Raw genomic sequence first — 12,830 nt, forward strand, 5'->3', positions numbered from 1 at the left:
ATGAAGCTCAGGATCATTACTTCTGCGGCGATCGCGGCGATCTTCGCCGCGACAGGCGTTCCCGTCTCCTCCGACGCACATGACTTCAAGGCGGGCACCCTCGAACTGAAGCACCCTTGGTCAGCCAAGGCCCCTCCGGTGGCGCCCGTACTTGGGGCATATCTCGTGATCGTCAATACCGGAGCGGAAGCCGATCGGCTTGTTGGCGGCAGCACGCCTGCCGCCGAACGTCTGGAGTTGCACGAGTCGACACTGGTCGACGGGGTCGCGCGCATGCGACCCGCGAAGCAGGGCATCGAGATCCAGGCTGGGAAGACCGTGAGCCTAAGACCGGGCGGCGCGCACATCATGCTCGTGAACCCCAGGCAGCGCCCAGGCGAGGGGGAGAAATTCAAGGCTACTCTGCAGTTCGAGAAGGCCGGTCCCGTCGAGGTCGAGTTCGTGGTTCAGTCAAAGGCGCAGGCCCCGTCGGCTTCCCAAGATCATGGTGCCCACACCAAGCAGTGAATTTGCGCGAGAGCGGAGGTCGAAGGGGTCTGAAGGTGTCTCCCAGGAACAGGTCGGGCGCCTTCGTCACCTTCGAGATGTCTGGAAATTCATTGTGTCGCTAATCGGCGGATACTTGCCAAGGGCACACCTCAAGTCAAAAGCATAGCTGGAGTTTCATGATTTTCTTGGCGTGACGGGGCAAACTGGCGTTTACTCGAAAGCGGAGATGAGACAGTTCCCGCCCGTCACAGAACCAACCATGCATGATGGTCCCGTAGCCCGTCAGTAGTTGATCAGCATTTGAGGGCTGGTTTCACCTCCGAACCGGGGCTTCACATCAAGCAAGGCGGCTGTTCTCTCGATGATCTCTTTGGTCATCGGCGCTGCGGTGGAAGCCGCAGTCCTTCCTCCGTTCACACCTGTTTTCGGCGCATCGATGATTGTCAGCACGACATATCGCGGCTTGTCCATCGGAAAGCCAGCGACAAATGCGTTGAAGTTGATGTCGCTGGCATACCTGCCATTTATGACCTTGTCAGCAGTCCCGGTCTTGCCACCCACATGGAAACCTTCGACCTGAGCGCCTCGGCCAGAACCCTTGAGGCCGTTCCAGTTGTAGAGGAACCGCATGTCCGCACTGGTCTTCTCTTTGATGACGGCGCGGGAAACCAGTGCTGCATCGTCTTTCGAACGTGGAAGGAAGGTGGGGTTCATGAGGTTACCGCCGTTGATCAGAGCTGCGGCAGCGACGGCGGTCTGGAGCGGGGTGGTGGCTACGCCGTGGCCGAACGAGATCGTGACGGAATTGATCTTCTTCCACGTCCGGGGTTGGGTAGGGGTCGCTACGCCGGGCATCTCCGTTTCCATCTTGGAAAGCAGCCCCAGTCTCGTCAGGAACTCCTGATGCCCCTCTATCCCGACCCTGTCGGCAACAGCCGCAGTTCCGATGTTCGATGAATACTGAAACACCTCCGGGATCGATAGCGGTCGGTTCTTTCCCTTGAAGTCCTTGATCGTGAATCCGCCCATACGGATGGGGCGGGACGCATCCATGACGGAATTCAAGGTGATCTTCTCGGCGTCCAGACCCATGGCAAGCGTAAAGCTTTTAAACGTTGAGCCCATCTCGAATGTGGCGTTGCTGATCCGATTGAACCAGCCTTTTTCGTATTCCTTGTCGACCGAGCCATCGGGGAGGGTGCGCGACGGCTGGTTCGGATCGTAGTCGGGCACCGAGGCCATGGCGATGACCTCTCCAGTTTCCACGTCGAGGATGACGGCACCTGCCGCTTCTGCCTGATAGTTCGTCATCGCGCGCGCCGCGATTTCGCGAACGATATGCTGGACGCGGACGTCGATCGAAAGCCTCACAGGCTCGAGCCTGGTATCGTTCGTCAGGCCCGTCGCTCGAAGGTCGGCATAACCTTGCTGATCGATGTACCTCTCCATACCCGCAAGACCGAGGTTGTCGACATTGACATGGCCGACAATATGGGAGGCGGTGGCAGCACCCGGATAGAAGCGTCGCTTCTCCGGACGGAAACCTATGCCGGGAATCCCAAGCGCAAGAATATCAGACTGCTGCCGGGGCGTGAGCTGGCGGCGCAACCACTGAAAGCCGGAACCGGATCGGAGCTTCCTGTGCGTGTCGCTCCAGTCAAGGTTTGGCAGCACGGTTGCAAGTTTCTCCACAACCTCGTCAGCGTCGACAATACGTCGCGGTTCCGCATAGAGCGACACGGTGTTGATATCGGTCGCTAGAAGCTCGCCATTACGATCGAGAATGTCCGGGCGCGTTGCGACGGCATTGGCGCTAGGATGAATGGATCCCGTCACCACCGGGTCGTTCAGGCCATACTGGACGAGACGTGCGCCAACGACAATGTACATCACCGCAAAGCCTGCAATCAGGAAGGTCAGCCTTTGTCGACTATCACGCTTGCGGCGTTCGGATGTGCCGACAAAGGCTTTAGTAACAGGCTTGACTCTAGATTCCACACTGAAATGGGCGCGGCGGTTAAGCCGTACGATAAAGCCTATCATATCTAACCGTCATCTCCGAAAGCATTGACCATGAGCAGCCCAGACCGTCCGCCGATGTGTAGTTTGCACCTGGCGGGTCTGAAACCAATCGAGGATTTGGCACGACACCAACCGCAATGAAGTTTGCATTAATATACACTTAAAATTGCATAAAACTGATTAACGTTTCGTTATCCTCGCCCGTCGTGGATGTTGATACGCAGCCCGTCGCGGAGCGGGAGAGGCTGACAAACGCAACACGATGTTTTCTGAAGGACTTCCAAATCCGGTCTTCGATCTGACCGGGGAAGTGGATCATCATCAGCGAATTCAGGAAAATACCAGCGCTGAACGCACCAAAGGATATCGTCTTGCCAACGCCGTCGATTAATGCGAATGATTTGCAATTGCAATATAGCAAGGGCTATTAAGGCGAGGCGGGGCTATGGACAAACCGATCAAAGGCTGGCGGCGGACCGTGGGTGAGGCATCTCTATCGGATGTTCACCGTTCCATCGGAGTTGCTGCGGGATCAGGCACCTTCCGCAGGGCAATGGCCTTTTTCGGCCCCGGCTATCTTGTTGCAGTCGGATACATGGATCCGGGCAACTGGGCCACGTCGCTGGCTGGCGGATCGAGGTTCGGATACGCACTGCTCACTGTGGCGCTTGTCTCGAACATCATGGCGATCGTTCTGCAGTCGCTTTGCGCGCGGCTTGCCATCGGTTCCGGGCGGGATCTGGCGCAGGCGTGCCGGGACGCTTTCCCAAAGCCAGTGGCCATGGTTCTATGGCTGCTCGCCGAGATCGCCATCATCGCGACAGACATCGCCGAGGTGATCGGCACCGCGATCGGCCTCAACCTCATCTTCGGCATCCCGCTGGAACTCGGGGTCATCATCACCGCACTGGACGTTTTCCTGATCCTGTACCTACAGAAGCTCGGCTTCCGTTGGGTCGAGGCGCTCGTCATAACGCTGCTCGGCGTGATCGCTGTCTGCTTCACGATCCAGATCGTGCTTGCCGATCCGGACTGGGGCCAGGTCATTCTCGGCTTTGCGCCCACCACCGAGATCGTCACCAACCCGGACATGCTCTATCTTGCGCTTGGCATCCTCGGCGCGACGGTCATGCCGCATAATCTCTATCTCCATTCCGGAATCGTGCAGACCCGCAACTACGGCCACTCGCTTCCCGAGAAGCGCGAAGCCCTGAAGTTCGCGACGATCGACTCCACTGTCGCGCTGATGTTCGCTTTGCTCGTCAACGCTTCCATCCTCATCCTTGCCGCGGCGACTTTCCACAAGACCGGACAGACGTCCGTTGCGGAACTGGGCGAAGCCCATAATCTGCTTGCCCCACTGCTGGGCCTTGCCATAGCTCCGACGCTGTTCGGGATCGCGCTTTTGTGCTGCGGCATCAATTCGACCGTGACCGCGACCCTTGCTGGCCAGATCGTCATGGAAGGGTTCCTCAAGATACAGCTAGCGCCGTGGCTTCGCCGCCTGATCACGCGGGGGATAGCCATCATTCCCGCCGCGGGTGTCACCATCGCATTCGGAGACAGCGGCACCGGGCAGCTACTGATCCTCACCCAGGTCGTCCTCAGTCTCCAGCTTTCCTTCGCAGTATTTCCGCTCGTGATGTTCACTTCTGATCGCGCGAAGATGGGGGAACTCAAGGCACCGCTTTGGCTCACGTCGTTTGCCTGGCTTATCGCCGTGGTGATCGCCTTGCTGAACATCAAGCTCCTGTTCGATTTCGTCAGCTCCTAGCGTTCCAGTCCACCTGCAACGACAAAAGAATGGTTGTAGAAACTGAACCAGGAAGGCGGAATATGCGTTCGTGGATCAGTGATTTCAATCGGAGGATAGATATGCTCGACGAACGCGCCCGCATCATCGAGGAGCTCGGAGTGTCCCGCGACTTCGATGCCGCGACCGAAGCCGCTCGCCGCTGGGAGTTTCTCGCAGACTACCTTGAGGCGTCCTCGATGCGGGCGCTCGTTCTCGGGATCAGCGGAGGCGTGGATTCGCTCACGGCAGGAATGCTCGCGCAGCGCGCGGTGCAGCGGTTGCGGGACGGCGGATACAAGGCCGAGTTCATCGCGGTCCGGCTTCCATATGGCGAGCAGGCCGACGAAGCCGACGCGCTGAAGTCGCTTGATGTCATCCGCCCCGACCGTACGGTCACGATCGATATCAAGCCCGCCGCCGACGCCATGATGGCCGAGGTGCGGCGCGATGCCGACGATCTCGTCTCAGGTGAACGCCTTCATTTCCATCTTGGAAACATCAAGGCCCGCCAACGGATGATTGCGCAATATGCCTTGGCAGGCGGCGCCCGCGGCCTTGTCATCGGAACCGACCATGCAGCCGAGGCCCTGATGGGCTTCTTCACGAAATTCGGCGATGGCGCCGCCGACATCCTGCCGCTTTCGGGTCTCAACAAACGCCGGGTAAGGGCGATCGCGCAGCATCTCGGCGCTCCGGAGGATCTGGTTTTCAAGGTGCCGACAGCCGACCTCGAATCCGACGCACCGCTCAAGCCCGACGAGGATGTCTATGGTGTCACCTATGCGGAGATCGATGATTTTCTCGAAGGCAGGGAGATCGGCGACAACTCGCTGAAACGCATTCTTACGGCGTATAGATCCACTGCCCACAAGCGTTCCCTACCTGCGGATCCGATAGGGTGAGGCACCTTTGAGATCGAAACGGCACGCGAGGCGGCAATGGCAAGCATCCCTTCGGAGAAAATACCTGACTCGACGCTAGCGCTTATCCGCGATCCCTATCGATTCATTTCCGATGGGTGTGGGCGCCACCAATCAGACCTGTTCGAGACACGGCTTCTGCTGCAGAGGACGATCTGCATGACAGGTCCGGAAGCGGCCAGGCTTTTCTACGATCCCGACCTCTTTATACGCCAGGGCGCAATGCCCAAAGCGATCCAGAAGACGCTGCTCGGGGAGGGTGGCGTTCAGGGCCTCGACGGCAGACCGCACCGACACCGCAAGCACTTGTTCATGTCGCTGATGAGCCCCGACCAAATCCGGGAACTGTCTCGTCTTACGGCGGCGGAATGGCAGATGCGGATGGGGACATGGACATCGAGAGCCGACGTCACGCTCTATACGGAATTCCAGTATCTCCTGACACGCGCGAGCCTGGCCTGGGTCGGAGTCCCTCTGCCTGAAGCGGACGCCCAAAGACGAACACGGAATATCGTGGCCCTCTTCGACCATGCGGGATCGGTGGGTGTCCGGCATCTGTGGTCGCGGTGGTCACGCAGACGTGCCGATCGCTGGCTTGCGAACCTGGTGGAGGAAGTCCGTTCCGGGCGGCTCCAATTGTCGAAGCATTCCGCTGCCCATGCCATTGCATGGCACCGCGATCCGGATGGGGAGCTGCTCCCACCTCGCATCGCCGCCGTCGAGTTGCTCAACGTCATCCGCCCGATCGTGGCGGTCTCGGTCTACATGGTATTCGTGGCGCACGCACTGCACATGCATCCGCATGTCCGGGACAAACTCCGCTCAGGCGATGATGACTACACCCACCTGTTCGTCCAGGAAGTGCGCCGATACTATCCGTTCTTCCCCGCTGTCGCTGCACGCACGCGACAAGCCTTCGAGTGGAACGGATACCGTTTTCCAAAGGACCACCGTGTACTGCTGGATCTGTTCGGCACCAATCATGACAGACGAACCTGGGAGAGGCCGGAGAAATTCGAACCTGATCGGTTTCGCCGATGGGACGGTGGCGAGTTTAACTTCATTCCGCAGGGCGGGGGAGACCACCCGATCCACCATCGCTGTCCCGGTGAGTGGATCACCATCGAACTCATGAAGCAGGCAACGGCGATGCTGACCCGCCAGATGGCGTATGACGTGCCGCAACAGGATTTGCGGATCGAGTGGTCGCGGATGCCTGCACTGCCACGAAGCCGCTTCGTGGTCAGCAATGTCATCCTCCGTGAGCAACCATGAACGACGCGCGTTCGCGTTGTACTCCAGCTCGAACGGAGCGGCAGTGGAGCCCGTGTTGCGACATGCATCAACGGGATTGAGCTACCGAGGTCGCGAACCCTCTGCTGCCGCTTCCTTGGGCTGCAGGCCAGACGCAGCCAGCAGAATGGCCGCACCGATTGTGATCCAGACATCTGCGAGATTGAACACGAAGGGTTCCCACTCACCGATCCGCAAGCTCAGGAAGTCGGTGACCGATCCGCGCGCGGTCCGGTCGAGAAGATTTCCCAGCGCCCCTGCAAGGATGAACGACAGCCCGACCCTTTGCCATCCCCGGGAACGGTGAAGCCAGATCGCCATCACTGCCGCGATGACACCTGTCACGGCAATGAGCAGGTATCTGCCGATATCGCTGTCGGACGAGAGCAGGCTGAACGAAACACCTGTGTTAAAGGTGAGCCGCAGAGGTATCAGCGGCAAAAACTCGATCGGAGGACCGTAGGCTACCAGGCTGGCGCGTGCCCAGGCCTTGGAGCCGATGTCGAGCGCGGCACCACATGACACCAGGAAGATCGACGCGAATGCCGCCTTCAAGCCTTCGCCTCCGAGAGATCCTGCCGCGCATCCCGGATGATCGCCCAGGCCGACTGGAGAAACAGGCCCGCGACCGCGAAAGCGACAACGAGATCCGGCCACTGCGAACCGGTCCACCACACAAGCCCGGCCGCTATTATCACCGCCAGGTTTCCGACAGCATCGTTGCGTGAGAAGAGCCAGACCGCCCGCATGTTGGCGTCGCCCTTTCGGTGAGGGATGAGCACCACGGCTGAAAGGACGTTGACGACGAAGGCGATGGTTGCGAATCCAGCCATTGTCAGAGATTCTGGCTGATGCTCGACGAATACCCTGTATATCGTCGAAGCCACCACCCCGAGGCCGAGCACGCCAAGGAACAGTCCCTGCAGAAGCGCAGCCTTCGCGCGGGCGGCAAGACCCCATCCCACAGCCATCAATCCCAGAAATGAGATCAATCCGTCGCCGAGGAAGTCGAGAGAATCTGCTTGCAGGGCCTGCGAACCCGCAATGAAGCTACCAGCTATCTCGACGACCCCGTAGCTGACGTTCAAAAGCACGACGATCCAAAGCGCGCGCTTGTAGGCAGGCGTCACGTGGGACAGGTCTGGAATATGATCGTCGTCATCGTCCGCCACCTCCTCACTCGCTGAACCAATCCGGACGAGGTGGTATCCAAGCCCGGTTACGACATCCTCCATGACGGCCAGCCGGGTCGCGGGTTCGTCCACCTTGAGCGTCATGACCTGCGACGCGATGGACACTTTCACATCCTCCACGCCATCGATCTTCCTGACCGCCCCCTCGATCTTCGCGGCGCAGGAGGAACAGTCCATTCCGCCCACGCGATAGCGCACTGTTTCAGCAGACGTCATTCCGAAAGCCTCGATTTCGACATTCGTGAATGCTACAACCTGTAGCGACTACAGGAGCAAGTGGAAAATGCAGATCGGTGACCTCTCCGTGAGAAGCGGCGTGAAGATCGAAACCATCCGCTATTATGAACGCGTTGGACTTCTGCCTCGGCCTGACAGGCTCGCCAGCGGACGTCGCGTCTATGCAGAGGAGGACGTCCGGCGGCTTGGTTTCGTCCGCCACGCGCGGGACATGGGGTTCGACCTCTCTTCAGTGCGCGTTCTTCTTTCTCTCAAGGAGAAGCCGGATGAATCCTGCAGCGAGGCGATCCGCATCGCCCAGGCGCAGCTCGACGGGGTCGAGGAGCGGATGGCGCGACTGGCGGATCTCAGGACAGATCTGAAGCGGATGATCGCGGAGTGCGATGGAAGGCAGGTCGCCGACTGCCGGATAATCGGCACTATCGCGGGATAGCTGGATTTGCGCGCCGGCCGTCCGGGGCAATCAGATGTTTAGTCGTGATCCGTCGCGCACATGTCATGGTTCGCCAGCGCCCGGATCACGTAGCAGTCGCGCACCTGGTTCGACTGGCAATGGGTGGAGATACGCTCAAGTTCGGCTTCGAGCTTCTTCAACCGCTCGATCTTCTGGCGGACTGTCACGAGTTGTTCCGCGGCAATCCTGTCAGCCTCCTCGCATGGCTTCTCGGGATGCTGGCTGAGATCGATCAGCTCTCGGATCGCTTCGATCGTCAGGCCGAGATCGCGGGCATGCCGGATGAAGGAAAGCCGCTCCTGTTCGGGCCTGGAATAGCGACGCTGGTTGCCCTCGGATCGCTCCGGCGGCGACAAAAGCCCCATCTGCTCGTAGTACCGGATGGTCGGCACTTTCACGCCGGTTGTCTTCGACAGGTCTCCGATAGTCAGCATGGAACTCGTTCCTTCAGGCGGCGTGGGCGACATGCGCCGACGCGGCAAAATCCGCCCCGTCCCGCCGACTGAATCCATCAGGAACAGAACGCGACCTGGCAACTGTGACGCAGATGTGAGGATTTCTGACGACAAATCAAGTGACTTCTCAGTGCCCGGTGCAGCGGTGCCGCTCGCGGTATGCGACTAGAGGCGTGATGGCGGCTCATAGTCAAGCTTCCGCATGCGCCAGTCCCTCAGCCACAGGAAGGATTCAATTCCGATGCCGACACCCAGGGCAACGGACGCGACCGCGCCTACGGAGGCCTCAAGCAGATTGTGCCCGCCCACCCAGCAGACGAACGCGAACGCGAGCTTCATCAGGCCGAAGCCAGCCGCTGAGAACAAGGTGATCCAGCAGGCAGCGCGGGCGAAGTTCGTAACCGGGGATCTCATCAGGCGCAAACTACGGCTCTGAGAGCCGAATCGCAAGTCAAGTTGTCGTGCAGGGTTCCACCATGCTCTACGATGCATATTCTGAAACAAATCTCTTGCACCTGAAGTAACTAGAGGTCCTATGATGCCGCCGAATCGCTCACGAGTATGTGGTTTCCCGCATTTTCACCTGATCGTATAAGCCGAGTTAACGGGGAAGTAAGTCCTTCCCTAGACTTGTTGGACGCAACCCGATGGACCAGGACAGCAGAAACGCCGCATGACTTCGACATCAACCATGAGCTGGTCACCTAAAAAGGGTCGCATCAGCACGTTTCTCGGCCGCTTGGCCGCAGTCGCCCTACTTGGAGCGGCCTTGACGGGTTGCGTTGCCGCCGACATGGCACTTGACGACCTCCCCAGGGAAGCGCCCCAGATTCCGGCGAAGCTCGTTGCTGAGATGTCGAAAAAGGGAATGAAACCCGAAAGCCCTGTGCTCGTCAGGATATTCAAGCAGGAGAGTGAGCTTGAGATCTGGAAGATCAACGGGACCGGTCGTTATGCTTTGCTCAAGACCTACCCGATGTGCAGATGGTCCGGAAAGCTGGGACCAAAGACAGCCAACGGAGACCGTCAGGCACCGGAGGGGTTCTATCATGTGTCCAGAGGGATGCTGAACCCGAAATCCCAGTACTATGTGTCATTCAACCTCGGCTACCCGAACAGGCTGGAATCCGCACTCGGCTACACGGGAGAAGCGCTCATGGTCCATGGTGCCTGCTCTTCCTCCGGATGCTATGCGTTGACTGATCAGGGCGTCGGCGAGATCTACGCAGTCGTCTCCAAGGCCCTCTCGTCCGGACAGGATCGCTTCCAGGTCCAGGCCTATCCTTATCGCATGACTGCTGAAAACATGGCGCTGCACAAGGATGACGAGAACCTGCCGTTCTGGCGGACACTCAAGGAAGGCTACGATGCCTTCGAACTGACGAAGCAGCAGCCCAAGGTTTCAGTGTGCGGCCGCCGCTACATGTTCAATACCGAGTTTGTCGGGGGCGAACCGCGTGATCCTCTGGCCGCGTGCCCGGCTGTTTCGGCCCCACAGGATCCGCAGCTCGTAGCACGGATTGCAGCAGAGAAGATGAAAGTGGAAGCCGCAATGGCGGAGCGAGGATCTGCGGTATCGGCGTATGTCGACGGCGGAATGCATCCCAGCTTCCGCGCGCTTCTCAAGAAGGACGGCGCCGAGAAGCTTGCGGCCCGCATATCGGGGATAAACTATCCGGTCAGCAGGCCGGACGCAGCGCTGGCCGATCCCTTCAAGGAAATGCGGAAGCGTTCCAAGTCAGCGATGGCGACAGAGACGGGTGGAGATTGAACGTGGCCAAGCCTGATGAGCGGATGCGCAGGGTGAAACGCAACAACTGGATCATGCTCGCGATCCTTACGACATTCGTGGTGGCTGTTTTCTCCTACAGCTTCCTCCACATAGGTCGGGAGGCGAGGCCGGAGGGCACAGGCGCTTCAACCCCCGCTCGGCCGTGATCGGGTCGATGGATAGCAGCAAGGGGCTGCGAGCCGACATTCTGATCATCGGGGCAGGGCAGGCCGGGCTTGCCGCCGCCAGTGCTCTGAAGACGGCAGGGCTGAGCTTCCTGATTGTCGATGCTGGACAAGCGATCGGCGATAGCTGGAGGAACCGATATGACACCCTCACGCTCTTTACGCCGCGCCGCATCAGCGGTCTCCCTGGCATCCCCTTGATCGGTGATCCCGATGGCTATGCCGCCAAGGATGAATTCTCGGACTATCTTGAGCGGTACGCCGCGAGCAACGGCTACCCGACTATCAGGTCGACGAAGGTCGTCAGGCTCGAAAAGGTGGATGGGATATTCCTCGCTTATCTGGAGGGCGGCGGCCGCTTGATCAGTCAGGTGGTGATCGTCGCCACGGGTGCGTTTTCCACGCCCCGAACACCCGAAATCTCCTGTTCGCTCCCATCCGACATTCAACAGATGCACGTCGCGGATTTCCGCAATGCGGGCTCGATCACGAGTGGCCCCGTTCTGGTCGTTGGAGACGGCGCAAGCGGAAGGGACGTGGCGATGGAACTGGCGGCTTCGCATCGGACACTACTGGCACGCGGAAGAAAGCGGAAGCTGCTACCGGAGAAAGTTCTCGGGCGCAGTATATGGTGGTGGCTTGAGCGGCTCGGTTTTCTGCGGGCATCTGCGTACGGGCCGATCGGAAGACGGATGAGAAAAGCAGATCCATTTCCCACGCGCGGCAACGATGATGTTTCTCTCATCCGTAGCGGTGTGAGCCTCAAGTCCAGGCTCGTCGCCCTCGACGGTAGGCGGGCTAAATTCGAGGATGGGACGAGCGAGGACTTCGGTTCGATCATATGGGCGACAGGATATGCCGAAGACTTTCGCTGGATCGATATCGAAGGGGCGGTCGGCAGCCGACATGAAGCAATCAATCGCGAAGGCATTTCCCCCGTCGCGGGCCTGTACTACGTCGGGCGACCATGGCAGCGAAACCGTGCTTCCGGTCTTATCGCCGGTGTCGCAGATGATGCGGCATTCGTTGTCGACCATCTTCGCCGATTGCGTGCCCGCATGACGTAGAAAGGGCTAGGATTCGTCGACCACGTGGCCGATGACCTTCACGGCCGCTTCGCGACCATCCTCGACGGTCTCTATCTCCAGGGTGCAGTGACCGATCCCGTGCTTGTCCAAGAGCATCTTGCGCACGGCGCGCTTGACCCCGGCGATTTCTTCGAGAGACAGATCTTTGATTACGAGATGGGCTTCGAGAGCATTGTGTCCTTCGTCGACAGGCCAGATGTGGACGTGGTGCACGTCATTCACCCCGTCGACGGAGCGCATGTCCGCGACGACCTTCTTCACATCGACCCCCTCTGGTGTCGCCATCATCAGGAGGCGTATCGATCCACCGATCTCTGTGAAAGCCTGCCATAGAATGTAGCCTGCGATCATGAGGGTGATCGCCGGGTCGATCCAGGTCCAGCCATAGATGATAACGAGTGTGCCAGCGATGATGACACCCACGGATCCGAGCGCGTCCGAGACATTGTGCAGGAACGCTGCGCGGATGTTCATGCTGGTCTTCGAAAGGGCGTAGGTAAGCATGGCCGTGACCACGTCGATCACGAGTGCGATGCTCGCGATGATGACGACAGTCCATCCCTCGATCGGTTCCGGTGTAATGAACCGCAAGACGGCCTCGTAGACGAGATAGATGCCGATGACGATGAGCGTGGTGTAGTTGATCAGCGCCGCTACGATCTCTGCCCGGACGTAGCCGAACGTCATCGTGTCATCGGCAGGACGGCGTGCGATCCTGCGCGCGCCATAGGCGATCACGAGGGACGCAGCGTCGCTGAAATTGTGGATTGCATCCGCTATCAAAGACAGACTGCCGGAGACGATGCCTCCGGCTATCTGGGCAAACGTGAGAAGCACGTTCACGAGGATCGCCCACCAGATGCGCTTGTCGCCAGCGTCGGCTCCGTGATCGTGGTGATGTCCGCTCATGCGCTCAGGCTCCCATATC

The 12,830-nt window shown here is 59.4% G+C and carries 14 protein-coding genes; 8 read left to right on the forward strand and 6 right to left on the reverse strand.

Features of this window, described 5'->3' with window-relative positions; genetic code table 11:
• Entirely contained in the window at positions 1-507 is a 507-nt protein-coding gene (locus EKM04_RS03855) for a copper chaperone PCu(A)C (RefSeq protein ID WP_183897235.1), read from the forward strand.
• Between the two features lie 264 nt (positions 508-771).
• Here EKM04_RS03855 and EKM04_RS03860 read toward each other — a convergent pair whose 3' ends face one another.
• Positions 772-2,532 (reverse strand): peptidoglycan D,D-transpeptidase FtsI family protein, encoded by a 1,761-nt coding sequence (locus EKM04_RS03860; protein WP_183897236.1) that lies wholly within the window; start codon positions 2,530-2,532, stop codon positions 772-774.
• A 424-nt stretch (positions 2,533-2,956) separates the two neighbouring features.
• Between EKM04_RS03860 and EKM04_RS03865 the strand changes: the two genes are divergently transcribed.
• The 3 genes from EKM04_RS03865 (at position 2,957) to EKM04_RS03875 (ending at position 6,501) form a co-directional block, all read left to right on the forward strand.
• Positions 2,957-4,285, forward strand: coding sequence for an Nramp family divalent metal transporter (locus tag EKM04_RS03865; RefSeq protein WP_183897237.1), 1,329 nt, complete (start codon positions 2,957-2,959; stop codon positions 4,283-4,285).
• A gap of 101 nt (positions 4,286-4,386) precedes the next feature.
• Positions 4,387-5,208 (forward strand): NAD(+) synthase, encoded by an 822-nt coding sequence (gene nadE / locus EKM04_RS03870; protein ID WP_183897238.1) that lies wholly within the window; start codon positions 4,387-4,389, stop codon positions 5,206-5,208.
• Positions 5,209-5,244: 36 nt separating this feature from the next.
• Positions 5,245-6,501, forward strand: a complete 1,257-nt coding sequence (locus EKM04_RS03875; protein ID WP_183897239.1) for a cytochrome P450 — start codon at positions 5,245-5,247, stop codon at positions 6,499-6,501.
• Positions 6,502-6,582: 81 nt separating this feature from the next.
• Here EKM04_RS03875 and lspA read toward each other — a convergent pair whose 3' ends face one another.
• Together lspA and EKM04_RS03885 are read right to left on the reverse strand one after the other, a co-directional pair.
• The gene (gene lspA, locus EKM04_RS03880) at positions 6,583-7,074 is read right to left on the reverse strand and encodes a signal peptidase II (protein WP_183897240.1); all 492 of its coding nucleotides are present in this window, start codon (positions 7,072-7,074) and stop codon (positions 6,583-6,585) included.
• Positions 7,071-7,928, reverse strand: a complete 858-nt coding sequence (locus tag EKM04_RS03885) for a cation diffusion facilitator family transporter (RefSeq protein WP_234911007.1) — start codon at positions 7,926-7,928, stop codon at positions 7,071-7,073. The genes lspA and EKM04_RS03885 overlap by 4 nt, the downstream gene beginning before the upstream one ends.
• Positions 7,929-7,995: 67 nt before the next feature.
• Between EKM04_RS03885 and EKM04_RS03890 the strand changes: the two genes are divergently transcribed.
• Positions 7,996-8,382: a MerR family transcriptional regulator gene (locus EKM04_RS03890; protein WP_046801827.1), complete on the forward strand. Its 387-nt coding sequence runs from the start codon at positions 7,996-7,998 to the stop codon at positions 8,380-8,382.
• 38 nt (positions 8,383-8,420) lie between these two features.
• On the opposite strand, the gene EKM04_RS03895 is transcribed toward EKM04_RS03890, so the two are convergent.
• Positions 8,421-8,837, reverse strand: coding sequence for a MerR family transcriptional regulator (locus EKM04_RS03895; RefSeq protein ID WP_046801826.1), 417 nt, complete (start codon positions 8,835-8,837; stop codon positions 8,421-8,423).
• A gap of 186 nt (positions 8,838-9,023) precedes the next feature.
• On the reverse strand, positions 9,024-9,272 hold the full coding sequence (locus EKM04_RS03900; RefSeq protein ID WP_113169833.1) for a hypothetical protein: 249 nt from the start codon (positions 9,270-9,272) through the stop codon (positions 9,024-9,026).
• 277 nt (positions 9,273-9,549) lie between these two features.
• On the opposite strand from EKM04_RS03900, the gene EKM04_RS03905 reads away from it, so the two are divergent.
• Genes EKM04_RS03905 through EKM04_RS03915 form a run of 3 tightly spaced genes read left to right on the forward strand, consistent with a single transcriptional unit; the run spans position 9,550 to position 11,881 of the window.
• Entirely contained in the window at positions 9,550-10,629 is a 1,080-nt protein-coding gene (locus EKM04_RS03905; RefSeq protein WP_183897271.1) for a L,D-transpeptidase family protein, read from the forward strand.
• A 2-nt stretch (positions 10,630-10,631) separates the two neighbouring features.
• Entirely contained in the window at positions 10,632-10,796 is a 165-nt protein-coding gene (locus EKM04_RS03910; protein WP_183897241.1) for a hypothetical protein, read from the forward strand.
• A gap of 8 nt (positions 10,797-10,804) precedes the next feature.
• A complete protein-coding gene (locus tag EKM04_RS03915; RefSeq protein ID WP_183897242.1) occupies positions 10,805-11,881 on the forward strand; it encodes a flavin-containing monooxygenase in 1,077 nt (358 codons plus the stop codon).
• A 6-nt stretch (positions 11,882-11,887) separates the two neighbouring features.
• On the opposite strand, the gene EKM04_RS03920 is transcribed toward EKM04_RS03915, so the two are convergent.
• A complete protein-coding gene (locus EKM04_RS03920; protein WP_183897243.1) occupies positions 11,888-12,811 on the reverse strand; it encodes a cation diffusion facilitator family transporter in 924 nt (307 codons plus the stop codon).
• Positions 12,812-12,830 lie beyond the last annotated feature (19 nt).

The sequence above is a fragment of the Rhizobium skierniewicense Ch11 genome, assembly GCF_023757665.1.
GTDB classification, from domain to species: Bacteria; Pseudomonadota; Alphaproteobacteria; order Rhizobiales; family Rhizobiaceae; genus Agrobacterium; species Agrobacterium skierniewicense.

Bases quoted from the DNA above. Each gene is read 5' to 3' on its own strand.
- EKM04_RS03855 (WP_183897235.1), top strand. From the start codon at position 1: ATGAAGCTCAGGATCATTACTTCTGCGGCGATCGCGGCGATCTTCGCC.
- EKM04_RS03860 (WP_183897236.1), bottom strand. From the start codon at position 2,532: ATGATAGGCTTTATCGTACGGCTTAACCGCCGCGCCCATTTCAGTGTG.
- EKM04_RS03865 (WP_183897237.1), top strand. From the start codon at position 2,957: ATGGACAAACCGATCAAAGGCTGGCGGCGGACCGTGGGTGAGGCATCT.
- nadE (WP_183897238.1), top strand. From the start codon at position 4,387: ATGCTCGACGAACGCGCCCGCATCATCGAGGAGCTCGGAGTGTCCCGC.
- EKM04_RS03875 (WP_183897239.1), top strand. From the start codon at position 5,245: ATGGCAAGCATCCCTTCGGAGAAAATACCTGACTCGACGCTAGCGCTT.
- EKM04_RS03885 (WP_234911007.1), bottom strand. From the start codon at position 7,928: ATGACGTCTGCTGAAACAGTGCGCTATCGCGTGGGCGGAATGGACTGT.
- EKM04_RS03890 (WP_046801827.1), top strand. From the start codon at position 7,996: ATGCAGATCGGTGACCTCTCCGTGAGAAGCGGCGTGAAGATCGAAACC.
- EKM04_RS03895 (WP_046801826.1), bottom strand. From the start codon at position 8,837: ATGCTGACTATCGGAGACCTGTCGAAGACAACCGGCGTGAAAGTGCCG.
- EKM04_RS03900 (WP_113169833.1), bottom strand. From the start codon at position 9,272: ATGAGATCCCCGGTTACGAACTTCGCCCGCGCTGCCTGCTGGATCACC.
- EKM04_RS03905 (WP_183897271.1), top strand. From the start codon at position 9,550: ATGAGCTGGTCACCTAAAAAGGGTCGCATCAGCACGTTTCTCGGCCGC.
- EKM04_RS03915 (WP_183897242.1), top strand. From the start codon at position 10,805: ATGGATAGCAGCAAGGGGCTGCGAGCCGACATTCTGATCATCGGGGCA.
- EKM04_RS03920 (WP_183897243.1), bottom strand. From the start codon at position 12,811: ATGAGCGGACATCACCACGATCACGGAGCCGACGCTGGCGACAAGCGC.